General features: G+C 58.8%; 26 protein-coding genes. 23 read left to right on the top strand and 3 right to left on the bottom strand.

Annotated features, from left to right (window positions below; all coding sequences use genetic code 11):
• Positions 1 to 24 precede the first annotated feature (24 nt).
• The 9 genes from BM035_RS16765 to flhB all read left to right on the top strand — a co-directional run bounded on the left by BM035_RS16765 (position 25) and on the right by flhB (position 6,842).
• A complete protein-coding gene (locus tag BM035_RS16765; RefSeq protein WP_008173069.1) occupies positions 25 to 1,215 on the top strand; it encodes a flagellar hook-length control protein FliK in 1,191 nt (396 codons plus the stop codon).
• Positions 1,216 to 1,380: 165 nt separating this feature from the next.
• Positions 1,381 to 1,890 carry a flagellar basal body-associated FliL family protein gene (locus BM035_RS16760; RefSeq protein ID WP_092033253.1) on the top strand — a complete coding sequence of 170 codons (510 nt, stop codon included), beginning with the start codon at positions 1,381 to 1,383 and terminating at the stop codon, positions 1,888 to 1,890.
• Between the two features lie 36 nt (positions 1,891 to 1,926).
• Positions 1,927 to 2,925, top strand: coding sequence for a flagellar motor switch protein FliM (gene fliM / locus BM035_RS16755; RefSeq protein ID WP_092033250.1), 999 nt, complete (start codon positions 1,927 to 1,929; stop codon positions 2,923 to 2,925).
• Positions 2,918 to 3,400 carry a flagellar motor switch protein FliN gene (gene fliN / locus BM035_RS16750; protein WP_053112483.1) on the top strand — a complete coding sequence of 161 codons (483 nt, stop codon included), beginning with the start codon at positions 2,918 to 2,920 and terminating at the stop codon, positions 3,398 to 3,400. Before fliM ends, fliN begins: the two co-directional genes overlap by 8 nt.
• 1 nt (position 3,401) lies before the next feature.
• The gene (gene fliO / locus BM035_RS16745) at positions 3,402 to 3,851 is read left to right on the top strand and encodes a flagellar biosynthetic protein FliO (RefSeq protein WP_092033247.1); all 450 of its coding nucleotides are present in this window, start codon (positions 3,402 to 3,404) and stop codon (positions 3,849 to 3,851) included.
• Between the two features lie 4 nt (positions 3,852 to 3,855).
• Positions 3,856 to 4,632, top strand: a complete 777-nt coding sequence (gene fliP, locus BM035_RS16740; protein WP_092033245.1) for a flagellar type III secretion system pore protein FliP — start codon at positions 3,856 to 3,858, stop codon at positions 4,630 to 4,632.
• Positions 4,633 to 4,640: 8 nt separating this feature from the next.
• Entirely contained in the window at positions 4,641 to 4,910 is a 270-nt protein-coding gene (gene fliQ / locus BM035_RS16735) for a flagellar biosynthesis protein FliQ (protein ID WP_053112477.1), read from the top strand.
• Positions 4,911 to 4,913: 3 nt separating this feature from the next.
• Positions 4,914 to 5,699 carry a flagellar biosynthetic protein FliR gene (gene fliR, locus BM035_RS16730; protein WP_092033242.1) on the top strand — a complete coding sequence of 262 codons (786 nt, stop codon included), beginning with the start codon at positions 4,914 to 4,916 and terminating at the stop codon, positions 5,697 to 5,699.
• 6 nt (positions 5,700 to 5,705) lie between these two features.
• Complete coding sequence (gene flhB / locus BM035_RS16725; RefSeq protein ID WP_092033240.1) at positions 5,706 to 6,842, top strand: flagellar biosynthesis protein FlhB; 1,137 nt, start codon at positions 5,706 to 5,708, stop codon at positions 6,840 to 6,842.
• 407 nt (positions 6,843 to 7,249) lie between these two features.
• Here flhB and BM035_RS16720 read toward each other — a convergent pair whose 3' ends face one another.
• From BM035_RS16720 to upp, 3 genes are read right to left on the bottom strand one after another with little or no spacing between them, the layout of a single operon-like run.
• Positions 7,250 to 7,687, bottom strand: coding sequence for a hypothetical protein (locus BM035_RS16720; RefSeq protein ID WP_254775522.1), 438 nt, complete (start codon positions 7,685 to 7,687; stop codon positions 7,250 to 7,252).
• Positions 7,668 to 8,924, bottom strand: a complete 1,257-nt coding sequence (locus tag BM035_RS16715; RefSeq protein ID WP_088556889.1) for a uracil-xanthine permease family protein — start codon at positions 8,922 to 8,924, stop codon at positions 7,668 to 7,670. Before BM035_RS16715 ends, BM035_RS16720 begins: the two co-directional genes overlap by 20 nt.
• 2 nt (positions 8,925 to 8,926) lie before the next feature.
• Positions 8,927 to 9,565, bottom strand: a complete 639-nt coding sequence (gene upp / locus BM035_RS16710) for a uracil phosphoribosyltransferase (protein WP_008173081.1) — start codon at positions 9,563 to 9,565, stop codon at positions 8,927 to 8,929.
• A gap of 218 nt (positions 9,566 to 9,783) precedes the next feature.
• On the opposite strand from upp, the gene flhA reads away from it, so the two are divergent.
• The 14 genes from flhA to BM035_RS16640 all read left to right on the top strand — a co-directional run bounded on the left by flhA (position 9,784) and on the right by BM035_RS16640 (position 24,154).
• A complete protein-coding gene (gene flhA / locus BM035_RS16705) occupies positions 9,784 to 11,964 on the top strand; it encodes a flagellar biosynthesis protein FlhA (protein WP_092033237.1) in 2,181 nt (726 codons plus the stop codon).
• 60 nt (positions 11,965 to 12,024) lie between these two features.
• Complete coding sequence (flhF, locus tag BM035_RS16700; RefSeq protein WP_053112466.1) at positions 12,025 to 13,332, top strand: flagellar biosynthesis protein FlhF; 1,308 nt, start codon at positions 12,025 to 12,027, stop codon at positions 13,330 to 13,332.
• A gap of 68 nt (positions 13,333 to 13,400) precedes the next feature.
• The gene (locus BM035_RS16695) at positions 13,401 to 14,213 is read left to right on the top strand and encodes a MinD/ParA family protein (protein WP_041646273.1); all 813 of its coding nucleotides are present in this window, start codon (positions 13,401 to 13,403) and stop codon (positions 14,211 to 14,213) included.
• A 31-nt stretch (positions 14,214 to 14,244) separates the two neighbouring features.
• Entirely contained in the window at positions 14,245 to 14,988 is a 744-nt protein-coding gene (locus tag BM035_RS16690) for an RNA polymerase sigma factor FliA (protein ID WP_014577616.1), read from the top strand.
• A gap of 162 nt (positions 14,989 to 15,150) precedes the next feature.
• Positions 15,151 to 15,534: a chemotaxis response regulator CheY gene (gene cheY, locus BM035_RS16685; RefSeq protein ID WP_008173086.1), complete on the top strand. Its 384-nt coding sequence runs from the start codon at positions 15,151 to 15,153 to the stop codon at positions 15,532 to 15,534.
• A 20-nt stretch (positions 15,535 to 15,554) separates the two neighbouring features.
• Entirely contained in the window at positions 15,555 to 16,340 is a 786-nt protein-coding gene (locus BM035_RS16680; RefSeq protein WP_053115437.1) for a protein phosphatase CheZ, read from the top strand.
• Between the two features lie 16 nt (positions 16,341 to 16,356).
• A complete protein-coding gene (locus BM035_RS16675; RefSeq protein ID WP_092033234.1) occupies positions 16,357 to 18,507 on the top strand; it encodes a chemotaxis protein CheA in 2,151 nt (716 codons plus the stop codon).
• Positions 18,508 to 18,572: 65 nt separating this feature from the next.
• Entirely contained in the window at positions 18,573 to 19,736 is a 1,164-nt protein-coding gene (gene cheB / locus BM035_RS16670) for a protein-glutamate methylesterase/protein-glutamine glutaminase (protein WP_092033232.1), read from the top strand.
• Positions 19,736 to 20,476 carry a flagellar motor protein gene (locus BM035_RS16665; RefSeq protein WP_008173090.1) on the top strand — a complete coding sequence of 247 codons (741 nt, stop codon included), beginning with the start codon at positions 19,736 to 19,738 and terminating at the stop codon, positions 20,474 to 20,476. The genes cheB and BM035_RS16665 overlap by 1 nt, the downstream gene beginning before the upstream one ends.
• A gap of 18 nt (positions 20,477 to 20,494) precedes the next feature.
• Entirely contained in the window at positions 20,495 to 21,277 is a 783-nt protein-coding gene (gene motD / locus BM035_RS16660) for a flagellar motor protein MotD (RefSeq protein WP_008173091.1), read from the top strand.
• A gap of 194 nt (positions 21,278 to 21,471) precedes the next feature.
• Positions 21,472 to 22,269 carry a ParA family protein gene (locus BM035_RS16655; protein WP_039881985.1) on the top strand — a complete coding sequence of 266 codons (798 nt, stop codon included), beginning with the start codon at positions 21,472 to 21,474 and terminating at the stop codon, positions 22,267 to 22,269.
• Complete coding sequence (locus BM035_RS16650; RefSeq protein ID WP_008173093.1) at positions 22,262 to 23,071, top strand: chemotaxis protein CheW; 810 nt, start codon at positions 22,262 to 22,264, stop codon at positions 23,069 to 23,071. Before BM035_RS16655 ends, BM035_RS16650 begins: the two co-directional genes overlap by 8 nt.
• 134 nt (positions 23,072 to 23,205) lie before the next feature.
• A complete protein-coding gene (locus BM035_RS16645; protein ID WP_008173094.1) occupies positions 23,206 to 23,694 on the top strand; it encodes a chemotaxis protein CheW in 489 nt (162 codons plus the stop codon).
• Between the two features lie 67 nt (positions 23,695 to 23,761).
• On the top strand, positions 23,762 to 24,154 hold the full coding sequence (locus tag BM035_RS16640) for a DUF2802 domain-containing protein (protein ID WP_053112462.1): 393 nt from the start codon (positions 23,762 to 23,764) through the stop codon (positions 24,152 to 24,154).
• The last annotated feature ends 4 nt before the right edge of the window (positions 24,155 to 24,158 follow it).

Below are 24,158 nucleotides of genomic sequence, written 5' to 3'. Positions count from 1 at the left end.
CGATAAAAGCGGCAAGAGGTTGCCATGGCCCAGATGGTTCTTCCCCAAACCCCCGCGCCCGGGACGCAACAAGATCCCGGCCCGTCAAAATCCGGAGCCAGCCGAGATCCGGCTGACAGGAAAAGCGATTTCGACTCTGTCTCCCAGGCTGAGCAAAAGCGGCTCGATCGCCAGAAGGCGGATCGGGCCGCTGAGGCCAGATCTGCCGATGAATCCCGGGCGGCCCGGGACACACCTTCAGAGACGAAAACGGAAGCAAACGCGAACGCTGATCCAAAGGGTGGCGAAAAAGCCAACGCTGCCACGGATGCTGAATCACAGGACGCGGACTGGGCCGCTGTAGCAGGTGATGGCAAATCAGAGCCGACGGCGCTTCCCCTTACCTTTGTCGAGTTGCAGTCCTGGCTGAATCCAAAAGCCGGAGGTGCCGGTGAGTCCGCCATGTCAGCTACAATGCCGGGAGTCGGCGTCAATGCTGCCAACGGTGTTTCGGGCCAAGCGAATTCCGTTGCCGGATTGTTCAGTGGCCTTCTCACAGGGGCCTCGGGTCAGAAAGCTCAGTCCGGATCCGGCGGTGTTTCCGGCGATGCGACACTGACAGATGTCATGAAGGCCTCAGTGCTCACCGACTCCGGCCGCAATGCGGATTCCGGCTCGTTGATCAATTCTGGCCGCTTCCAGTCCGCCATGGATCTGGTGTCCCAGCAAGCGGCCAATAATGCCAATGGGGCAGCAAAACTGACGGCCGAGAACGCTGCGCCATTACGAGGTTATGCTACGTCCATTGATGTGCCGGTAGGCCATGCAGAGTGGGGCGACAAACTGGTGGGCAAGCTCAGCTGGCTGACTGCCCGTAACATGTCGGTTGCCGAAATCCACCTGACACCACCGGACATGGGCCCCATGGAGGTCAAGGTCCGGGTGCAGAACGAGCAGGCGAGTATTACGGTCCATTCGGCCAATCCCGTGGTCCGTGACCAGCTTGAACTGCATTCCCACCGGCTCAGGGATATGCTGGGTGAGCAGGGAATGTCGTTGGCAGGCTTCGATGTTTCCGATTCGCCTCGCCAGCAGACCGGCGAGCAGGGCACCGGAAACGATAATGGCTCCGGTGGCGGTTCGGCATCGCTGGTCGCTGGCGATCAGGACGATGAAGGCATCAGCTCCGGCAGCCTTGATCTCAGCTGGAAAGGCGAAGTAGACATCTTCGCCTGATACCCTTCGATATTCTCTTCCAATCTCCTTTGCCCATCCTTCCCGGCAACGCTAAACTGCTGTTCTGAACGGGAAGGTTGGGTGTTCTGGCCCGCCCTTTGCATCCAATCCTGAAAAGTCGCGGAAAATTGCTCCCCGTGACGGATTTCTGGCAAAGCGAACATTATGGCTGAAAATAACGAATCTGAAGCGGCTCCTGCCAAGAAGGGAAAACTGAAACTGATCATCATGCTGGTTGTGGTGGTGATCCTGGCCATTGTGCTGTCTGTGGTGGGTACCCTGTGGTTCCTGGGCGGCGGTCTTCCGGGCATGGGGGAGGAAGAGGGTGACGCAACCGAGGTTGCAGAGGAAACCTTTATTCCCAGCAGCTACTACCAGATGGAAAAAGCCATCGTTACCACGGTTCAGGCTGAGGGCCGCCAACGCTACGCCCAGGCGTACCTGGCACTGGAGTCTACGGATCAACAGGCGCTGGAAGCTGCCAAGCTGCATATGCCTCTGATTCGAAGCCAGCTGGTGACCGTACTCGGAAGCAGCAACTTTAACGAGCTGCAAACACCCGAGGGCCGGAGTGGCCTGGTTGACCGAATGCTGACCACGGTCAACCAGGTGCTGGAGCAGGAAGGTGAGCCCGCCATAAAACGGGTGTTATTCAGAAATTTTGTCGTGCAATAGCGCACGGGCCACGGTACTTCAGGGGCAGGACTACGTATGCAGGACTTGTTGTCACAGGATGAAATCGATGCCCTCCTCCACGGGGTGGATGACGGTGACATTGATACCTATGAAGAGACTGATGATACCGGTATAAAGTCCTACGACCTTGCCAGTCAGGACCGTATTGTCCGGGGTCGGATGCCGACCCTGGAAATGATCAACGAGCGGTTTGCCCGCTATACCCGGATCAGCCTGTTCAACCTGATGCGTCGCAACGCCGATGTCTCTACCGGCGGCGTGCAGATCATGAAATTCGGCGAGTACATCCACACCCTGTACGTGCCCACCAGCCTCAACCTGTGCAAAGTCCGGCCGTTGCGTGGCACCTCGCTGTTCGTGCTGGATGCCAAGCTGGTCTTCAAACTGGTGGACAATTTCTTCGGTGGGGAAGGGCGGCACGCCAAAATCGAGGGCCGCGAATTCACCCCGACCGAGACCCGCATCGTGCAGATGGTTCTGGATCAGGTGTTCCATGACATGAAGGAAGCCTGGCACGCGGTCCTCAAGGTGGATTTCGAGTACCTGAGCTCAGAGGTCAACCCGGCCATGGCCAACATCGTCAGCCCCAGTGAGGTGGTTGTGGTCAGCACCTTCCACATTGAACTCGACGGTGGCGGCGGTGAGCTGCATTTTGCCTTGCCCTATTCCATGATTGAGCCCATCCGCGACGTGCTCGATGCCGGGGTTCAGAGTGATATTGACGATGTTGATGAGCGCTGGGTGAACGCGCTCCAGGAAGACATCAAAGAGGTCAATGTACCGATCAACACGACGGTCTGTCGCCGTCGGATCTCGTTGCGGGATATTGCCAAGCTGAAGGCTGGCGACATTATCCCGGTGGAGGTGCCCGAGCATTTGACGGTCACCGCCAACGGCATCCCCGTTTACAAGGCAACTCTGGGGACCCGTGACGGGAAACTGGCACTGCGGATTCATGAGCGGGCATCAAGGCCCAAGGTGAAGAAACAATTCAAGGTGGGAAACAATGGCTGACGACGACAAGAAAGACGAGCAGGAACTCAGCGAGGACGAAAAGCTGGCTGCCGAGTGGGAAGCCGCCATGGAAGAGTCCGGGGATGAGGGCGAACGCGAGGACGAGTGGGCCGCTGCGATGGCTGAGGCCGGCGAGGCCGAGGATGATGTTCAGGCTGCCCCCATGGAGGAGTTTGAAACCGGAAGCGAACCCACGAAAGGGGGAGGCCCGGCTCCGGATATCGACGTTATTCTCGATATTCCGGTCACCATTTCCATGGAAGTGGGCAACACTGAGATTCCGATAAGGAACCTGCTGCAGCTCAACCAGGGCTCGGTTATCGAGCTTGACCGGCTGGCGGGCGAGCCGCTGGACGTGCTGGTAAACGGTACCCTGATCGCCCATGGCGAGGTGGTCATGGTGAATGAAAAGTTCGGCATCCGTCTCACCGATGTGATCAGCCCGGGCGAACGTATCAAGCGGTTGCAGAAGTAACATGTGGTCCAGAGTGACTGCGGCACTGGCGCTGCTTGTGATCAATCCGGTTGTTGCCCAGGAAACGGCAAAGACTGCTGCGCCTGATTCGCCGGTGCGAGCCCCGGATACCCTCGGAACCATTCTCAGCCTGGGGCTGGGTCTGGTGGCCGTGGTTGCCGTGATCTATGGCTGCGCCTGGATCATCCGCCGGATGAACGGCATGACCGGCATGAACAATAACGCCATCAAGGTGGTGTCGGTGATGGCCATTGGAGCTCGCGAGCGTATTGCCCTGATTGAGGTGGGCGGCCAACAGATCCTGTTGGGTATTACCCCATCGGCGATCCGGACTCTGCATGTGTTTGACGAGCCGGTTGTCGAGGCCGGGAGCGCCGGTTCCGGTGATTTTGCCCGTCGCCTGCAGGGCATGATCGGCAAATCCTGGACCTCCCCGACAAGGAACGATTAGCCCCATGCTTGCCGCAACCATCAAGCGACTGCTTCCTTCCCTGATCGTATTGGCAGGCTTTTTCTGGGCACCTCTGGCCCTGGCCCAGGAGCCGTCGGGCATCCCGGGTATACCGGCGTTTACCGTAACGCCCGGAGAAGGCGAAGGCGCGCAGGAATACTCGGTAACCCTGCAGATCCTGGCGCTGATGACTGCGCTCACCTTCCTGCCGGCGATGCTCATGATGATGACCTCGTTTACCCGCATCATCGTTGTGTTTGCCATCCTGCGTCAGGCGATTGGCCTGCAGTCCACGCCCTCGAACCAGATTCTTCTGGGGCTGGCCCTGTTTCTGAGTATCTTCATCATGAAACCGGTGCTGGAGGAGGCCAATCGCGTCGCCTTGCAACCCTACATGCAGGAAGAGGTGACCTCCCTGGAGGCGGTTGAGCTTGCCAGCCAGCCGTTCCGGAAATTCATGCTGGAACAGACCCGCGAGAGTGATCTGGCCCTGTTCATGCGGATCTCCGACACACAGTACGATACACCGCAGGACGTGTCCTTCTGGATACTGATGCCGGCATTCGTAACCAGTGAGCTCAAAACCGCGTTCCAGATCGGGTTTATCCTGTTCATCCCGTTCCTGATTATCGATATGGTGGTGGCCAGTGTTCTCATGGCCATGGGTATGCTGATGCTGTCGCCGATCATCATTTCCCTGCCGTTCAAGATCATGCTCTTTGTGCTGGTGGACGGCTGGGCCCTGGTCATGGGCACCCTGGCTGCCAGTTACGGAATATAGGAGGCCTTATGACTCCGGAAACGGTTATCGACATCCTGCGCGAAGCACTCTGGTTGATAGTCCTGCTGGCGTCCGTAATCATCGGACCGGGTCTGATTATCGGTCTGGTTGTCAGCACCTTCCAGGCGGCGACCCAGATAAACGAGCAGACCCTGAGCTTCCTGCCACGCCTGCTGGTCACGCTTGTCGTTATCATCGTCTGGGGACCCTGGATGCTGACCCAACTGCTGGACCATGCCAACCGCCTGATCTCCAGCATCCCTTACCTGATCGGCTGACGGATGATACCGGCGGAAATCAGCGCGGACGTTATCGGCCAATGGGTCGGCCAGCACATCTGGCCCCTGTTCCGCCTGGCCAGCTTCCTGATGGTGATTCCCATCTTCGGTACCCAGCTGGTGCCCGCACGGGTCCGGCTGGGACTCGCCTTGCTCATGACCATTCTTATCGCGCCCATGATTCCGCCCGTACCTCAGGTGGAAGCCCTGAGCACCGATGCGGTGGTGATAACGCTTCAGCAGATCCTCATTGGCGTGGGCATGGGCTTCGCGCTCACTGCGCTCTGGCAGCTCTTTGTCGTTGCCGGCCAGATGATCGCCATGCAAATGGGCCTGGGCTTCGCCTCCATGGTTGATCCGGCCAACGGCGTGAACGTGCCCGTACTGTCCCAGATCTACACCATCACCATCACCCTGCTGTTCCTGGCCATGAACGGACACCTTGTTGCCTTCGAAGTCTTTATCGAAAGCTTCCGGACCCTGCCTATCGGCATGGAAGGCCTGGGCCAGAACGGCGTCTGGGAACTGGCCCACCGGATCAGCTGGATGTTTGCCTCCGCCATGCTCCTGGCGTTGCCGGCGGTTACCGCCGTGCTGATCGTCAACATCTCCTTCGGCGTGATGACCCGTGCGGCACCGCAGATGAACATCTTCGCCCTCGGTTTCCCGATTGGCCTGATTTTTGGATTGTTTGCCATATGGGTGCTGCACGCCAATTTTCTGCCGCACTTCGATCAGTACACCCGAGAAACCTTTGATTTCATGCGGGGACTGCAGGGGCAGCCGTAAAGACTCATGGCCGAAGAAAACGACAACAGTCAGGAAAAAACGGAAGAGGCCACCCCCCGACGGCTTGAGAAAGCCAAGGAGGAGGGCCAGACTGCCCGTTCCAAGGAGCTGGCCACGATGGCTGTGCTCCTGGCCGGCGCCGGCGGCATGCTCATGTTCGGCGCCAGCCTGGGTGCGTCGCTGGAAGCCATCATGCGCGACAGCTTCGTGATCGAACGCTCCGCCATCTTTGACATGCGCCACATGAGCGTTCAGCTCGTCGAATCCGCCAAGGAAGCTGCCTGGGCCCTCGCGCCCATTCTCGTGCTACTGCTGATTGCCGCCATCTTCGGGTCCATCGGCATAGGAGGCCTGTTGATCAGCGGCAAGGCCGTGGCCCCCAAACTCAATCGCATGGACCCGATCAAGGGTCTCGGCCGCATGTTTTCCCTGCGCTCCCTGATCGAGCTGGTCAAAGCCATCGCTAAAGTCGGCCTGGTTATGGCCATCGCGATTCTCATCCTTAATTTGCGTACCGAAGACCTGTTATCCATTGCTGAGGAGCCGGTGGTGCCAGCCATGGAACACGTGCTCTGGACCATTGCCTGGAGCTTCTTTCTGCTGGCCTGCGCCACCATTATCATCGCGGCGATCGACGTGCCCTTCCAGATCTACGATCATCAGAAAAAACTGCGCATGACCAAGCAGGAGGTGAAAGACGAGTACAAGGACACTGAGGGCAAGCCGGAGGTAAAAGGCAAGATCCGGCAGCTCCAGCGCGAAATGGCCCAGCGCCGGATGATGCAGGACGTGCCCACCGCCGACGTGGTGATCACCAACCCGACCCACTATGCGGTTGCCATGAAGTACGATCAGAAGGCGATGGCTGCGCCGATTGTGGTGGCCAAGGGGGCCGATGAGGTGGCCTTCAAGATCATGGAGATTGCCCGTGAAAACAAAGTCGAGATTCTGAGAACGCCGCCGCTGACCCGGGCGGTGTACCACAACACCGACATTGGCGAGGAGATTCCCGATGGCCTGTACATGGCCATTGCCCAGGTGCTCGCCTATGTGTTCCAGCTCCGACAGTTCCGGAAGGGGCGCGGGCCCAAGCCCGGTATGCCGGAGTTCCCGATTCCTTCGGATTTGCGGCGGGACGTTTAGTTTGGAGTTGGGTTTCTTTTGGTAGCCTGCGAGGACTGGTGCTGGCGGCTTGTCGGGTTGGCCTCCCAAAAACCGCTACGAGCACATCCATGTGCGCTTGGCGTCGGCCATCCATGGCCGCCGACATTTTTGGGAGGCCAACCCGACAACCCGCTTCTGAGCGATTCGATATCGCATTGAATGTCAGAATCGTAGGTCGGATTACAGCTTCGCCTAATCCAACCTTAGTGGTTTTGGCGGATTCCCGTCAGTTGTGCGAGGTTTGTGGGTCTGCTTCCCAAAAATGTCTGTGGCCATGGATGGCCACAGCCAAGCGCACATGGATGTGCTCGTAGCGTTTTTTGGGAAGCAGACCCACAAACCTCTTCCACCGAAACAGCAGGCTAGGGCAGGACTTGAACGTAAGATCAGCAACCAGCCTCAATAACCCGAACCATCGGCTCTCCGCGGCTTTCGGGGATTGGCAGAATCCCATACCAGGATCGCGGATCGTGCACTGTGGCGGAGGCAAACCCACAGGACAGGAGATGTTCCCGTGCCTCTTCGTCGGTCTGGAAGTGGAAAGATACCTCGCTGCGGGTAACGGCCCCGAGGACGCTACCGAGCGCTTTGAGGGTAGTGTTCAGCACCGGCTGGCGGGGTTGGTAGTAGCTTTCGGAGAGGTAAACCGAGCCCGGGCGTTTGGCCATGGCGGCGGCCAGTCGGCCGGTGGCCATCAGGCGGAGGGCCTTGCGGGCGGCCATGTCGGGCAGATCGGCTTCGACCATGTGGAGCAGAGGGTGTTTCTGCCGTAACCGAATGCCGCGGGGGGGCATGCCGGAGCTGTCAGTCGGCTTTCTGCTCATAGACGGCTTTACCCCATGCCTCGCGGCTGCCGGGCAGTATCAGGTTCAGGATGATGGCAGCCACCGCACAGAGCGCGATGCCTTCGAGGTGCCCGAGCACCATGCCGCCAATACCGAACACCAGGGTAACGCCTACGATAACCAGGTTGCGAGACTGCGACAGATCTACCTGGTGGCGGATCAGTGTGTTCAGGCCAACGACGGCAATGGAACCGAACAGCAGGCAGAGGATGCCGCCCATGACGGGCACCGGGATGGTTTGCAGTGCTGCGCCGAATTTGCCAACGAAAGCCAGAACAATGGCGATGCAGGCAGCCCACCACATGACCTTGGGGTTGAAATTCTTGGTGAGCATAACGGCGCCGGTGACTTCCGAGTAGGTGGTGTTGGGCGGTCCTCCAAGCATGGAGGCGGCGCTGGTGGCCAGGCCGTCACCCAGCAGGGTGCGGTGCAGGCCCGGCTTTTCCAGGTAGTTCTTTCGGGTCACGTTGCCGATGGCCAGCACGTCACCGATGTGTTCAATGGCCGGGGCAATGGCGACGGGGATCATGAACAGCACGGCGCCCCAGCTGAATTCCGGCGCAACAAAGTTGGGAACGGCGAACCAGGCGGCGTCCCGGATTGGCGTGGTATCCACGATACCGGCAAACGCGGAGAGGATGTAGCCGGTGATAACGCCGAACATGATCGGAATCAGCCGGAAAATGCCTTTCGACCAGACCGACATGATGATGGTTACGGCCAGCGAGATCATGGCGATCCAGATCGCCGTGTCGTAGGGAATCAGCTGGTTGGCGCCATCACCGGTGCGGCCGGAGGCCATGTGAACGGCAACCGGCGCCAGGCCGAGACCGATAGTCATGATCACCGGGCCGATAACCACTGGCGGCAGCAGGCGGCGGACAAAGCCGGTGCCCCGCAGCCGCACCAGTCCACTGAGGAAAATATAGAGAATACCCGCTGCCATCAGGCCGCCGAGTGTCTCTTCCATGCCGAACTTGCCTTTGGAGGCAATCACGGGGGCAATAAAGGCGAAGGACGACGCGAGGAAAATCGGGATCTGACCGCCGGTCACCACGTGAAAGATCAGGGTGCCCAGGCCGGCGGTGAACAGGGCCACGTTGGGATCCAGCCCGGTAATCAGTGGCATCAGAACCAGCGCGCCGAACGCCACCAGCAGCATCTGGGAGCCAGCAATGGCCTGTTTCCAGACCGGGTCGTTGGTATGGTCCTGCATTCTTAAACGTCCTTTTGCTTGGTACCGAAGATTTTGTCACCGGCATCGCCGAGACCCGGAAGGATGTAGCCTTTGTCGTTGAGGCGCTCATCAACGGAGGCGGTGTAGATAGACACGTCCGGATGTTTTTCCAGAACCTTTTCAACGCCTTCAGGCGCGGCAACCAGAACCAGGGCCCGGATCTCGGTGCTGCCGGCCTTTTTGAGCAGGTCAATGGTGGAGATCATTGAGCCGCCGGTGGCGAGCATTGGATCGACAATCATGGCCATGCGCTGGTCCAGTTCGCCCACCAGCTTTTCAAGGTAGGTGCTGGCCTCGAGAGTTTCCTCATTGCGGATCTGGCCGACAACACTGACCCGGGCCACCGGAATCAGGCTGAGGACACCGTCAAGCATGCCAAGGCCGGCCCGCAGGATCGGCACGATGGTGACTTTCTTGCCGTGAATCTGTTCCACGTTAACCGGCCCTGCCCAGCCTTCGATGGTCTTTTCCTGCAGATTGAAGTCTTTGGTGGCCTCGTAGGTCAGGAGTGCACCGACTTCCTGTGCCAGCTCCCGGAAATTCTTGGTGCTGATATCCGCACGGCGCATGATGCCGAGCTTGTGGCGGATCAGAGGGTGTTTTACCTCGTGGATTGGCATGGGGTCACCTGTGTGTCTGGTTGGAATTTTGGCGTCGCGATCAAATGGCGCAAGGATACCGCATCTGGCAAGGCGAGTCAGGCCGCAAATGGCTGCTTAACGGAAATCCCCTAAGGGGTGGTACGGATCTTGCGATAACCCTTCCAAACGACGCTCCGGTGTCAGATTTTCGACCTTCAAAACGCCTGCAGGCACGGCCAATCGGAGAAGTATCCGGCATGGACAGAGCTTTAGTCCTCAATAACGTCAAAACCCTGACGCGGGGCAACCTGGGCATACCCATCATGCTGATGGGCTTGCTGGGCATGATGATTCTGCCCATGCCGGCGTTCCTCCTGGACGTGTTCTTTACTTTCAACATCACCCTGTCGATTGTCATTCTGCTGGTGTGTGTCTACGCCCTGCGGCCGATGGAGTTTGCGTCCTTCCCGACAGTCCTGCTGGTAGCCACACTTCTGCGTCTCGCCCTGAACGTGGCGTCTACCCGGATTGTTCTGCTGAACGGCCACGAAGGCGGCGATGCCGCCGGTAAAGTGATCGAATCCTTCGGCGCCGTTCTGATCGGCGGCAATTACGCCGTGGGTCTGGTGGTGTTTGCGATCCTGATGATCATCAACTTCCTGGTCGTGACCAAGGGTGCCGGCCGGGTCTCCGAGGTGAGCGCCCGTTTCACGCTGGATGCTATGCCCGGCAAGCAGATGGCAATTGATGCGGACCTGAACGCCGGCCTGATCAATCAGGATGAGGCCAAGCATCGTCGTGCCGAAATCGCCCAGGAAGCGGATTTCTACGGCTCCATGGACGGTGCGTCCAAGTTTGTGAAGGGCGACGCCATTGCTGGCCTGCTGATTCTTGCCATCAACATCATTGGCGGTATTGCCATTGGTATGCTGCAGCACGATCTGGATTTCGGGCTGGCCATGGAGCGATATGCGCTGCTGACCATTGGTGACGGCCTGGTGGCACAGATACCCTCGCTGCTGCTGTCCACGTCGGCTGCAATCATGGTAACGCGGGTTACCTCCAGCCAGGACATGGGTGGCCAGATCCTCCAGCAAATGTTCAGCGCGCCCAAGGCGCTGTCCATTGCCGCCGCTATCCTGATCATTCTCGGTCTGATTCCCGGCATGCCCCACGTGGCCTTCCTGGGTCTGGGTGCACTGGCCGCTGGCGCTGCCTGGTATATCTGGAAGCACCAGCGACAGACCGTCGAAGAAGATGGCGCATTCCCGGTCAGGGGCGCGGGCGGGGCGGCTCCACGGCCGGCGGGTCGTGATCTGCCTCCAGGCGGTGATGCTGGCGGCGATCAGGGTCGTCAGTTACCGGCCCCCGGAGAGACCAAGGAGCTGGGTTGGGACGATGTGTCCACTGTCGATATTGTCGGTCTGGAAGTGGGTTACCGGTTGATCCCGCTGGTGGACAAGTCACAGGGTGGCCAGTTGCTCAGTCGTATCAAGGGCGTTCGTAAAAAGCTGTCCCAGGATCTCGGCTTCCTGATGCCCTCGGTCCACATTCGAGACAACCTCGATCTGATGCCCAATGTCTACCGCATCACCCTGATGGGCGTGACCATTGCCGAGGCGGAAATCCATCCGGACCGCGAACTGGCCATCGACCCCGGTCAGGTATTCGGAAAGATAGAAGGCATTGAAGGCAAGGATCCGGCGTTCGGTCTGGACGCCAGCTGGATTGAGCCAGACAAGAAAGACCAGGCCCAGACCCTCGGCTATACCGTGGTCGATGCCAGTACGGTGGTCGCGACCCACCTTAACCAGGTCCTGCAGAAACACGCCCACGAGCTGCTGGGCCACGAAGAAGTCCAGAAATGGCTGGATCAGCTTGAAAAGATTTCTCCGAAGCTGGCCGAGGAACTGGTACCCACCACCGTATCCATCAGTCTGCTGCTGAAAGTGCTGCAGAATCTCCTGAAGGAAGAAGTGCCGATCCGGGACATGCGGTCCATTGCCGAGGCCATCGTGAACGTGCATCCGAAGAGTCAGGATCCGAAGCTGTTGACCACCGTTGCGCGGCAGTCCCTGCGCCGGATGATTGTCCAGAGTATCTGCGGCAACGAATCGGAGATACCGGTGATCACCCTGGATCCGGATCTGGAACAGTTATTGCTGAAGTCTGTTCAACAGAGTCAACAATCCGGCGGACAGGAAGATATTGGCCTGGTCCTGGAGCCGAATATGGTTGAAAAACTCCAGCGCTCGCTTCAGGAGAGCGTCCAGCGTCAGGAGATGCTCGGCAAGCCAGCCATTCTGCTGGTGTCCGGGCCCCTGAGGCCGGTGCTGGCGAAGTTCGCCAGCTACGGGGTAGAGCGGCTCCATGTGCTCTCGTACCAGGAAATTCCGGATAACAAACAGATTACGATCGTGGCGTCCGTTGGCCAGTAACGGCGCGGATGACAGAGCGGACAGCGCCGGCACGGCGTTGCCGGTGGAGGAAGAGGCATCATGAAAGTAAAACGGTTTTTTGCTCAGACCATGGCCGAGGCGCTCAAGCAGGTCAGTGAACAGATGGGGCCGGACGCCGTGATCCTTTCCAATCGTCGGGTCGACGGCGGTGTCGAAATTGTGACGGCGCTGGACTATGACGAGAATATGGCGCGCCAGCGACTGGGCAACCAGGCAGAAGAAGCCACCAACGGGTCCCGCTTGGCCGAGATGCAGGCCGACCAGCACAGGCGTCTTGAGGACGAGCTGAGCCGGTCCCGGGACCGCATCCGTGAAGTACGGGAAAAGCGGGCATCGCAGGGCGCGAGCTACGCCGGTTCGTTCGCTGCCATTCAGGAAGAGGTGAGCGGTGGTTTTGGTGATATTGAACCTCTGCCACAGGCGCCGAGGGAAGCCTATTCCGATGAGCTGGCGCAGATGCGGGCCGAGATCAGCTCGCTCAAAGACATGATGCAGGGCCATCGGCCGCAACAGGAGCCGGAGGTTTCTGCGACCACCGCCGTGCAGCAGAGGCTTGCCGAGCGCTTGCAGGAGTTCGGCCTCGGCAGTGATCTGGCGGGGTCAATTTCCCGTCGTCACAAGGCGGGGCGCCTGGAAGACGGTTGGAAGCAGTCCCTGAAAATGCTGTGTACCGGGGTTCGGACCTCCCGAATGGAGTGGCTGGATGAGGGCGGCGCCTATGCGTTGGTGGGTCCGACAGGGTCCGGGAAAACCACCACCATCGGAAAACTCGCCGCTCGTTACGTGCTCAAGCATGGCTCCGATTCCGTGGCCCTGGTTACCACGGATCGCTATCGGGTGGCGGCGCACGAGCAGTTATTCGTGTTCGGTCGGATCCTGAATGTGCCGGTTCGGGTCGTGGATGAAAGTCACAGTCTGGACGATATTCTGGACGAACTGTCAGACCGTCATCTGGTGCTGATTGATACCGCCGGACTGACCAGTGCGGACAAAGGCTACCAGGAACAGCTGGCCGAACTGGCTCGCAGCCATCACAATATCAAAACCCATCTGGTGGTCTCGGCAACCAGTCAGCCTCGCATCATGAAATCCGTGTGGCATTGCTATAAGATGGCAAATCTTGCGGGCTGTGTGATGACCAAAATCGACGAGGCCCTGACGCTGGGCGAGTCTCTCGGGTTTGTGATGGAAACCGGTCTGCCGGTAGCCTATTACACAGACGGCCAGAAGATTCCTGAAGACCTGCACCACGCAGAAGCCGTTCCGCTGGTGCGGTTGGCCGTGGATCGGCTGAAAACACTCCAGCAACAGCAAGCGGTCGCAGAGGGCCTGAAAGAGCACGCCTGAGACCGGACAGATTGACAGCAGGCGTCGGAGACAAAGCCGGCGAAACGTGGCGAGAGACCAAAAACAGTATGAGCAGAGCACATCCGGTACAGGTGATTGCAGTTTCCGGCGGAAAGGGTGGTGTCGGCAAGAGTAACGTGTCGGTGAACCTCGGAATCGCCCTGGCGCAGAAAGGCCGGAGAGTGGTGCTGCTCGACGCCGATCTGGGGCTCGCCAATATCGACGTCTTGCTGGGCATCACTGCCAATCGCAACCTCCAGGATGTTCTGGCGGGCGACTGTGATCTGAAGGACGTTCTGGTGAATGGTCCCGGTGGCATCAAGATTGTCCCCGCCTCTTCCGGTACCCAACGAATGACCCAGCTCAGCCCCATGGAACATGCCGGGCTGATTAATGCGTTCAGCGAACTGGGTGATCAGATCGATGTCCTGATCGTTGATACCGCCGCCGGTATTTCCGAGTCAGTGGTCAGTTTTCTGAGAGCGTCGCAGGAGCTGCTGCTGGTTGTCTGCGACGAGCCGACCTCGATCACCGATGCCTATGCCCTGATCAAGCTGATGAACCGTGATTATGGAACCAACCGCTTCCGTATTCTTGCCAATCAGGTCCGGAATGAGCAGGAAGGCCGGCATCTGTTTGAAAAACTGACCCGGGTCACCGAGCGCTTCCTCGATGTGGCACTACAATACGTAGGAATAGTCCCCTACGATGAGGCCGTGAAGAAAGCGGTTCAGCGGCAGCGTGCGGTGCTGGACGCCTATCCCAGGGCGAAAGCTTCACTGGCCATCAAGGCGCTGGCGGACAAGGTAGATAGCTGGCCGTTGCCGTCCTCTCCCCGCGGGCATCTGGAATTTTTTGTGGAGCGGCTCGTCGAAGTCTGAATCGGATCCAGTCAAACAAAAAACCGGATACATGACATTGGCGAAAAACCTCGGAATCTATAACCAGTCAAGTGCGCAGAAGCCGGCTCAGCTCATTGAGCAGCACGCGCCGCTGGTCAAGAAAATTGCCCTTCACCTGATGGCTCGCCTGCCGGCGTCCGTCCAGCTTGAAGACCTGATGCAGGCCGGCATGATTGGTCTGCTCGAGGCCGCCCAGCGTTACAGCTCCACCAAAGGTGCTACCTTCGAGACTTACGCCGGTATCCGTATTCGCGGCGCCATGGTGGACGAAATCCGCAAGGGTGACTGGGTGCCACGTTCTGTTCATCGCAACGCCCGTCGCATTTCCCAGGCCATCAAAGCCGTTGAAGATCGACTTGGCCGCGAAGCCCACGATCAGGAAGTGGCCGAAGAGCTGGGCATGGGGCTGCCCGAATACCACTCCTACCTTTCCGATTCCAACAGCGGTCGACTTTTTAGCCTCGACGAGCTCAATGAATCCGGAGAGCTGCCGATAGAACAGACAGAGACGCAGGATAATCCCCTTGAGGGTTTGTCCTCCGATGCCTTCCGGCGGAGCCTCGCTGAGGCGATTGAAGACCTGCCGGAGCGGGAAAAGCTGGTGTTGAGCCTTTACTACCAGGAAGAACTGAACCTCAAGGAGATTGGCGCGGTGCTCGGCGTCAGTGAGAGCAGGGTAAGCCAGATTCACAGCCAGGCAGCCCTGCGCCTTCGGGGGCGGCTCTCGGATTGGCGTCAGGAATCGGACAACTGACCGCGTTCAGTCTGTGTCGCCAACGAGGTGGTCTGTAGTTTTTGGTAACCGATGCTTTACAACCGAAGCAAAGGTCCGACAATAAGCGGTTAAAACAGCGGCCTGCTAGACTTTGAACGCAAAGGTCAAACGAATTCCGGGTGTTACTAACTGGAGGTCCCATTGGACAAAAACATGAAAATCCTCATTGTGGACGACTTCTCCACAATGCGACGGATCATCAAGAACCTGCTGCGTGATCTTGGCTTCACCAACACCGATGAAGCTGACGACGGCAACACGGCACTGCCAATGCTCAAAAGCGGCAAATACGATTTTCTGGTGACCGACTGGAACATGCCTGGCATGTCAGGCTTCGACCTGCTCAAGGCCGTTCGGGCGGACGAGAATCTGAAAACCCTGCCGGTATTGATGGTAACTGCTGAGGCCAAGCGCGACCAGATCGTTGCCGCTGCCCAGGCAGGCGTAAACGGGTATGTGGTCAAGCCGTTCACCGCTGCCGTGCTCAAGGAAAAGATTGAGAAAATCTTTGAAAGAATCCAGTAACCAGAGGTCGGATGGCTCTCATGAGCGATAGCAAAAAGAACCATCGGGGCCTTGAACCGGAGGTGACGGAAAAGCTCCAGCGGCAGGCAGCGGAACTGGCCGAGAGTGTTGATGCGGGTGATTATGCCAAAGCCATGACCCTGATCAATGAACTCAGCGAGGTCAGGGATCAGAGTCTGTACCGTGAGGTAGGGCGGCTGACGCGGAGCCTGCACGAAGCAATCCGGAACTTCCAGATTGATCCCCGTAACGCCGAGCAGCAGGAAGCACTGTCAAAGATGACTGATGCCTCTGATCGTCTCGAATACGTTGTGCAGATGACCGGTGAAGCAGCCAACCGGACCATGGACCTGGTTGAGGAAACCATGCCGGTGGCCAATGCCCTCAGAGACGAGGCCGCCGCGTTGCGTGATGAGTGGCAGCGCCTGCGTCGCCGGGAAATGCAGCCGGCTGAGTTTCGCGAGCTGTACGGCCGGATTGATCGTTTTTTTGTCAGCATGGCAACCGATGCCGACACCATGTACAGCAACCTGTCGGAAATCCTGCTGGCTCAGGACTATCAGGATCTGACAGGTCAGGTCATCCAGAAGGTCACCGCCCTGGTGAAAGAGGTTGAGGAGCAGATGCTCAGCCTGGTGGTGATGGCCAGTCATGTGGACCAGCTCACGGGCACGGTGCACCAGATTGAAGAAAAAGAAGAGTCTGCAGAGAAGGGCGTCGGGCCCCAGATCAAGGCCGATGAGCGTGAAGATGTAGTTTCGGGGCAGGACGACGTAGACGACCTGTTGTCCAGTCTCGGTTTCTGAATAATGAGGGTAACGCATGGCGTTTGATGCTGATGAAGAGATTTTGCAGGACTTCCTGGTAGAAGCCGGCGAGATCCTCGAAAAGCTGTCAGAGCAGTTGGTAGATCTTGAGCGACATCCTGACGACAGTGATCTGCTCAACGCCATCTTCCGTGGTTTCCATACCGTGAAAGGCGGAGCCGGCTTCCTTCAGCTTGAAGCGCTGGTGAACTGCTGCCATTCCGCGGAAAACGTTTTCGACATCTTGCGTAATCACAAGCGCAAGGTGGATTCCGAACTGATGGACGTGGTTCTAGAAGCACTCGACTACGTCAATGCCATGTTTGAGCAGGTCCGCAATCATGAGGAGCTGACGCCGGCTCCGGACGAACTGATTGCCCGTCTGGATGCCCTGGCCCAGCCTGAAGGCGAGGGGGCACCGCCCGCTGCCGCTCAACCTGAGCAGGAAGAGAGCGAACCGGCAGAAGACGGTGGCGACATCACCGACGACGAGTTCGAACAGCTTCTGGACGCACTGCAGGACGAGAAATCAGCGGAGGTTTCCTCGGCTTCGAGCGCCGGATCGGCCGGCGGTGACCAGGAAAGTTCTGGAGACGACGAAATAACCGACGACGAATTCGAAGCGCTACTGGACCAACTGCACGGAAAAGGTCAGTTTGCCGGTGCGCCAGCTGGCGAGGAAGAGGCTTCTGGTAAAGAAGAAAAGCCGGCTGCCAAGGCCGGATCTGCTGGCGGCGATGACCTGATCACCGACGACGAATTCGAGAAACTGCTGGACGATCTTCACGGCAAGGGCGGAAGCCCGACCGCGGGCGGAGAGCCTTCAGCCTCGAAAGAGCCTGCAGCTCCAAAACAGCCCTCAGCGCCGAAACAGCCTGCATCTTCAAAAGAACCAGCTTCAGCGAAAGCAAACGCGTCAAAACCCGAAAAGTCGAAGCCGGCCGAGAAGCCGGAGGCCAAAGGCGCTGCCGCACCGGCGATGCCTGCTCGCGAGAATGCCCCGGCCGCGGAAACGACGGTTCGTGTCGACACCAAGCGGCTCGATGACATCATGAATATGGTGGGTGAGCTGGTGCTGGTGCGTAACCGCTTGCAGCGTCTGGGTGCTGAAAGTGAAGACGAACACATGCACAAGGCGGTATCCAACCTGGATGTGGTTACGACTGATCTCCAGTCCGCCGTCATGCAGACCCGCATGCAGCCGATCAAAAAGGTGTTCGGCAGGTTCCCCCGCGTTGTGCGCGATCTCGCCAGAAACCTCAAGAAAGAGGTGAACCTGGTGATGCATGGCGAGGAAACCGATCTCGACAAGAACCTGGTTGAAGCGCTGTCTGATCCGCTGGTTCACCTGGTGCGGAATTCGGTGGACCACGGGATCGAGGCTCCGGAAGTCCGCGAGAAGGCCGGGAAGCCACGCCAGGGCACGGTTACCCTCTCTGCCGAGCAGGAGGGAGACCATATTCTGCTGTTTATCGAGGATGACGGCGCGGGCATGGATCCGGAAGTCCTGCGCCGCAAAGCAGTCGAAAAGGGTATCTACGACCAGGACGCCGCGGACCGGCTGACCAATTCGGAGTGTTACAACCTTATTTTTGCCGCCGGATTCTCCACCAAGGAGCAGATTTCGGATGTGTCCGGACGTGGCGTCGGCATGGATGTGGTGAAAACCAAGATTGGCCAGCTCAATGGCCAGTTGAGCATCGAATCCGAGCTGGGCAAGGGCTCTCGCATTGTCATCAAGGTTCCGCTGACGCTCGCCATCATGCCCACCCTGATGATCATGCTGGGCGATCAATCCTTTGCGTTGCCGCTGGTCAACGTGGTCGAGATTTTCCATCTGGACCTGACCAAGACCAACATCGTCGATGGGCGCGAGTGCATTGTGGTTCGGGATAAAGTCTTCCCGCTATTCCATATCAAGCGCTGGCTGGTTCGTGGCGGTGCTGGCCAGGAGGTGCCCGATAACGCCCATGTTGTCATTGTGGCCATGGGTACCAAGCAGGTCGGGTTCGTGGTCGACCAGCTGGTTGGTCAGGAAGAAGTGGTTATCAAGCCCCTTGGGCGAGCGCTCCAGGGTACGCCAGGCATGGCCGGTGCCACTATTACCGGCGATGGCCGGATTGCACTCATTATTGATGTGCCAAGCCTGTTGCAACATTACGGTTGAGCCGGGCCTTCCGGCGCTTTTTGCCAGAGAAGGCCGAAGAACGATGGATTGGGTAGGAGAAGTGGATGACAGTTTCTGTCCTGGTCGTTGACGATTCAGGGTTTTTTCGCAAGCGGCTGACGGAAATCCTGACCAGCTCCGGCCAGATCAAAGTGGTAGGTGCTGCGACCAATGGTCGGGAAGGCGTTGAGCTGGCCGAGAAACTGCGTCCCGACGTGATTACCATGGATTATGAGATGCCCGTGATGGATGGCATCTCTGCCGTGCGCGAAATCATGCGCAAACATCCGATACCGGTGCTCATGTTCTCATCGCTCACCTATGAGGGCGCCCGGGTCACACTGGATGCGCTCGAGGCCGGCGCCGTTGATTTTCTGCCCAAGAATTTCGAAGAAATTGCCCGGGACAACAGTCAGCTTCAGAAAATCTTGATTGAGCGGATTCTGGATGTAGCCCGCAGTCGTCCCGGCAACCGTTCTCCTGCGCCTTCCCGCGCGGAACCTTCAGCTCCGGCCTCCCGGGCGCCGGAGCCTGCAGGGCGCCCGCGTCCGGAACCAGCACCGCGTCAGCGTCCTGACACCCGGGCTCCGGCAGCGTCGGCAGGTTCTCCGGGCGAAACCGAGGCCCCCAGGCGCCATGGCCGCCGTGGGCCGGCCAAGCATTACGCCGTTGTTGGCATTGGTACTTCAACCGGCGGCCCGGTTGCCCTGCAGCGGGTACTGACGGTGTTGCCCGCGACCTTCCCGGCACCGATTGTTCTGGTGCAGCATATGCCGGCGAGTTTTACGCCTGCCTTCGCCGAACGCCTTAACAAGCTCTGCCGGATTGAAGTCCGGCAGGCTGAGGATGGTGAAGTGTTGCGGCCCGGCCTGGCTTTGCTGGCGCCCGGCGGCAAACAGATGATGGTCGAGAATCGGGGCGGACAGCCCAGGATCCGTATTCTGCCCGGAGACGAGCGGCTCAATTACAAACCCTGCGTGGACGTTACCTTCGGTTCTCTTGCCCGCAGCTTTCCGGGCAAGACGCTGGGCGTCATTCTTACCGGGATGGGCTCGGACGGCAAAGAAGGCTGTCGGATGATGAAGCAGAGCGGTTCCGATATATGGTCCCAGGATGAAAAATCGTCTGTGATCTACGGCATGCCGATGGCCGTCGCCAAGGCAGGGCTGACGGATGATGTATTGTCCCTGGACGAGATCGGGCCACGCCTCGCGGAAGGTGTGTGCTGATGGATATCCTGAGCCTGCTCGGGGTCATACTGGCCTTTGCCGCAATTCTTGGCGGTAACCTGCTGGAAGGCGGAGCGGTTGGCTCACTGTTTAATGGGCCGGCGGCCATCATCGTCATCGGTGGCACTCTGGCCGCGACTATCCTGCAGACCTCGTGGCCCATGCTGAAGCGGGCTTTCACTCAGGTGCGCTGGGTCTTTTTCCCGCCGTTTATCAACCTTGAAGACGGTATCGGAAAAGTCATTGACTGGAGTGTAAAAGCCCGCAAGCAGGGCTTGCTGGGTCTTGAAGGGCTTGCCGAGCGCGAGCCGGAGCCCTTTGCCCGCAAGGGGTTGCAGTTGCTGGTGGACGGTGCCGAAACCGAGACCATCAGGGGCATCATGGAAGTTGATCTGGAATCCCGTGAGCAGAGGGATCTGGAGTCGGCCAAGGTGTTCGAGGCCATGGGTGGTTATTCGCCAACCATCGGCATTATCGGGGCTGTCATGGGCCTGATCCAGGTGATGACCAACCTTGAGGATCCCCAATCCCTGGGTAGCGGGATCGCAACCGCCTTTGTAGCCACCATCTACGGTGTGGCGCTGGCCAACCTCCTGTTCTTCCCGGTCGCCAACAAGATGCGCGGTATCGTGCGGGAGCGCACCCGCTATGAGGACATGATGATCGATGGCCTGATTGCCATCGCCGAGGGTGAAAACCCGAAATCCATCGAATTGCGGCTGCGGGGCTTCCTGCAGTAAGCATGCGCAGGCCAACTTATGCGGCGCCGTAGGCAACCCCAGGATGATCTGCACAACAAGGAGCGGTGGCTGATTTCCTACGCGGATTTCATCACCCTGCTGTTCGCCTTTTTCGTCGTGATGTACTCGGTATCGTCCGTTAACGAAGGCAAATACAAAGTCCTTTCTGAAACCCTGACCGGCGTGTTCAATGCACCCCAGCGCTCCTTCCAGCCAATCGAGATTGGCGACCAGCCCCAGAGATCGCTGAATGCGCCTGCCGAGAACGTAATCCCGCCGGCGGTGACCGAAGCGCCCCGAAATCCGGAGATGGACGCGCAGGCGCGGACCGAAGCGCTGCGAGCCATGGCTGACCAGCTTTCCATGGAGTTTGATGAGCTGATCAACCAGGGCGTGGTTTCGCTTGAGACCAGCGACCAGTGGCTGGAGCTGAATCTGCCCAACAGTCTGTTGTTTGGCAGCGGCGATGCCGAGCCCCATTACGATGCGTTCGAGGTGGTCGAGAAAATCGCCACGGTTCTGAACAACCGGGACAACGCTGTCAAAGTGGAAGGCTTCACCGATAATCAGCCGATCAGTACCTCCCGTTTTCCGTCAAACTGGGAATTGTCAGCCGCCCGGGCGGCTGCCATGGTCCGGATGCTGGTGATGGAGGGCATCGAGCCGGAACGTCTGGCGGCTGTCGGCTATGGCCAGTATCAGCCGGTTGCCCGGAATGACACTGAGGAAGGGCGCCGCAGAAACCGCCGGGTGGTATTGCTGATCTCCCGTGACGCCAGTATTCGCGGTGCCATGCGCTGACCCGATCGTCGGCAGATGCGTATAGAGCCATTGGCATGGTTCCTGTATTACTCCCCGTTAACAATAAGGCGCCGGCAACAGCTTGCCGGATTTTCCGAGGACTGGTTCAAGTTGCCCGGGGAATGGCCGATAAACGGGACTGTGGCAACGGTTAATTGCCGGCCACACCGATGTATTCTCTGGAGAATCAAAGCGTGCGAATCTGGGCAGTAGCCAATCAAAAAGGTGGTGTCGGTAAAACCACGAGTGTGGTCGCCCTGGGCGGCTTGCTTGCCGAACGCGGCAAGCGTGTTCTCGTTGTGGATCTGGACCCGCATGGCTCGCTCACCAGCTGGTTCGGTTACGATCCGGATACAATCGCGCACAGTGTTTTCGACCTGTTCCAGCACCAGGGCAAGGTTCCGGAAGGGCTACCCGCCCAACTGATTACGGAGACCAGCTGCAAGGGCCTGTCCCTTTTGCCGGCGAGTGCAGCCCTGGCTACCCTTGAGCGACGAATGATCGGCGTGGAAGGCATGGGGCTGATCATTTCCCGGGCCCTGACTCAGCTTTGGGACGACTTTGATTATGTCCTGCTCGACAATACTCCCTCTCTGGGGGTTCTGATGGTTAACGCCCTTGCGGCAGCCCAGCATCTGATCATTCCCGTGCAAACCGAATTTCTGGCCATCAAGGGCCTGGAGCGCATGCTCCACACCCTGAAGATGATCATGCGTTCCCAGAAAAACGAACTTTCTTACACCATTGTGCCCACCTTGTATGACCGGCGGACACAGGCGTCGGTGAAAAGCCTGAACCTGTTGCGGAAGACCTACCGCGAGTCCCTCTGGCAGTTTGCGATTCCGGTGGACACCAAGTTTCGGGATGCCAGCCAGGGCGGCATAACACCGTCCGCGCTGGATGCCGAAACCCATGGTGTCCGCGCCTACAGCCATCTGCTGGATGATCTCATGGCCCGGGTGGGCAGGGTGAAGGAGCGTCAGCATGGCTGACGATAAATTGACACGGCTGGCGGATCCGGAAACTGCCATTGCCAGTTATCTTGACGAACTGCTGCACACGGCCACTGATACGGCGCTTCGGGAGGAAATCGAAGCGCCGGAACCGGTGAAACCTGCACCTCCGGAACCGCGGGTGGCAACCCGCACGAAACCGGCATCTGTGCCAACCGTCGAAAAACCGCCGGCAAGACCTGAACCACCCAAACGGGTCCGGGAAACGCCGGCGGAACCTGAGAGGCCAGTGGTGCGACAGGTGCCGGAAGCGCCGGTGCCGAAGGCAAGGATTGAAGCTCAGCCTGCGCCGGAGCCGGCCGCGCCGCCGTCCCGCCCGGAGTGGTCAGAACAGCCCTTTGAGTGCCTCATTTTCACGGTGGCCGGTCTGCAGCTGGCGGTGCCTCTGATTCTGCTCGGTGCCATTCACCGCATTGAAGAAGAGATCCGGCCCATCCCGGGAAGTCCACGCTGGTACATGGGAATCCGCCCGGACCGGGATCAGAACCTGAGGGTGGTGGATACCGCCGAATGGATCATGGCAGGGCGGGTGCCGCCCGATGCCCGGGACAACTACCGGTTCGTGATCCGGCTGGATAACAGCGACTGGGGGCTCGCCTGTGATGACGTCGCCCAGTCCTTTACCCTCCGGCCGGACGAAGTGCGTTGGCGCACAGCCCGAAGCAAGCGTCCGTGGCTGGCCGGCACTGTGATTGACCACATGTGTGCGCTGATTGATGTGCGCACCATGGCAGACTTGCTGGTGAGGGCGGAAAGAGAGCACCATCTGGATCTGAGCTGACGCAAACAATGGTTACTGAATGAAACCGAGCCGTGCTGGCACGGTTTGTGCCCTTAACTATAGTATTGGGCACTGATGATATTTTTTTGACGATCAGGTTGCCCGCCGGGCAGCCCAAGAGGAGAAACATCGCTATGGCATCCCCGAGCGGACAAACCAATCAGGCCCAGGACGATCAGGTACTGCAGTACGTTACCTTCCGGCTGGATGATGAGACCTACGGTCTGAACGTCATGCAGATTCAGGAAGTGCTGAGATACACGGAGATTGCTCCGGTTCCGGGGGCCCCGGATTATGTGCTCGGCATCATCAACCTTCGGGGTAACGTGGTTACCGTTATCGACACCCGCCGGCGCTTTGGCCTGGCCGATGCCGAAGTAACCGATGCCACCCGGATTGTGGTTATGGAATCTGCCAACCAGGTTATGGGCATTCTGGTGGATTCTGTCGCCGAGGTGGTGTACCTGAAAGCCAGCGAAATTGAAACTGCACCGAACGTGGGTAACGAGGAAAGTGCCAAATTTATCCAGGGCGTGTGCAACAAGGATGGCGAACTGATCATTCTGGTTGAGTTCGACAAGATGCTGTCAGACCACGAGTGGGCTGAAATCGCGGCACTGTGATCCGGGGCAACCCGCTACAGGCCTCACGATGGATGCCTTCCGTGGCAATTAACTGGAGACATCCGTCATGTTTGCAGAAATTCCTTCATACCTTCCCTGGGCGCTGACTGTTGCGGCCCTGTCTCTGGTTTTCGTTCAGGGCCTGGTTCTCGGGCGCCAGGTACGTAGCCTCCGAGCAACGCTGAAAGAGCGCTGTGATACCCTTGGCCGGGAACTGCATGCCACCACCAGTGGCAGCATGGGGGTAGGGCAGCGGTTGGTTAGCTGTGAGCGTCAGTTGCACGAGCTGAGGACCACGCTCGACGAAATGCGCCAGAACGATCCGCTGCGAATCTCTTACGATGAAGCCTCTCGACTGGTTGATCTCGGCGCCGATATCGACGATCTTATGAACACGTGCGGAATTTCCCGTCCCGAGGCCGAGCTGGTGTCAGCACTCAGAAAACGTCAGGCGGCCTGATACC

This window comes from Marinobacter sp. DSM 26671, from assembly GCF_900112835.1.
GTDB classification, from domain to species: domain Bacteria; phylum Pseudomonadota; class Gammaproteobacteria; order Pseudomonadales; family Oleiphilaceae; genus Marinobacter; species Marinobacter flavimaris.
The sequence above is the reverse complement of the archived record's forward strand: the minus strand, read 5'-3'. Positions and strand labels throughout refer to the sequence as shown.